General features: G+C 50.6%; 6 tRNA genes and 1 rRNA gene. All 7 read left to right on the top strand.

The features are described 5' to 3' along the window. A 5S ribosomal RNA gene (gene rrf, locus KNO66_RS14815) occupies window positions 1-88 on the top strand; the annotation flags it as partial. Between the two features lie 8 nt (window positions 89-96). Continuing rightward, window positions 97-172 (top strand) — tRNA-Val (locus tag KNO66_RS14810). 9 nt (window positions 173-181) lie between these two features. After that, window positions 182-257 (top strand) — tRNA-Thr (locus KNO66_RS14805). 42 nt (window positions 258-299) lie between these two features. Then, window positions 300-386: transfer RNA gene (locus tag KNO66_RS14800), tRNA-Leu, on the top strand. Window positions 387-418: 32 nt separating this feature from the next. After that, window positions 419-495, top strand: a tRNA-Arg gene (locus KNO66_RS14795). A 7-nt stretch (window positions 496-502) separates the two neighbouring features. Further along, window positions 503-579: transfer RNA gene (locus KNO66_RS14790), tRNA-Pro, on the top strand. A gap of 13 nt (window positions 580-592) precedes the next feature. After that, window positions 593-668 (top strand) — tRNA-Ala (locus KNO66_RS14785). The last annotated feature ends 101 nt before the right edge of the window (window positions 669-769 follow it).

Here is a 769-nt window from a genome sequence, read left to right as displayed (position 1 = left end):
CGTTCCCATGCCGAACACGGAAGTTAAGCGTCTCAGCGCCGAAAGTAGTTGGGGGATCTCCCCCTGTGAGGATAGGACGTTGCCAGGCTACATATTGGAGGATTAGCTCAGCTGGGAGAGCACCTGCCTTACAAGCAGGGGGTCGGCGGTTCGATCCCGTCATCCTCCACCATTTACACCTGCCGGTGTAGCTCAGTTGGTAGAGCATCTGACTTGTAATCAGAGGGTCGAGGGTTCGAATCCTTTCGCCGGCACCATTTGATCTTTTTTAAAAAGTCTACCGCTAGAAATTATACCTTGCCGGGGTGGCGGAATTGGTAGACGCACAGGACTTAAAATCCTGCGAGGGTTTCCTCGTGCCGGTTCAAGTCCGGCCCTCGGTACCATTAATATTTTTCCCATGATGATTATTCGTCTCGCACCCTTAGCTCAGCTGGATAGAGCGTTAGACTACGAATCTAAAGGCCGGGAGTTCGAATCTCTCAGGGTGCACCATTTTCGACGGGAAGTAGCTCAGCTTGGTAGAGCACTTGGTTTGGGACCAAGGGGTCGCAGGTTCGAATCCTGTCTTCCCGACCATCATCACTTATATGGGGCCTTAGCTCAGCTGGGAGAGCGCCTGCCTTGCACGCAGGAGGTCAGCGGTTCGATCCCGCTAGGCTCCACCATTTTTATTTTTTACAGACGAACTTTGAAAACTGAACGATGAGGCAAAAATAAGTTTTATCATTTTTGAATGAAGCGCAAGCTTCGTCAATTTAAGAGCTAT

It is taken from the genome of Exiguobacterium sp. s48 (assembly GCF_018617395.1).
GTDB lineage: Bacteria > Bacillota > Bacilli > Exiguobacteriales > Exiguobacteriaceae > Exiguobacterium.
This window is presented reverse-complemented; position numbering and strand designations above follow the sequence as displayed.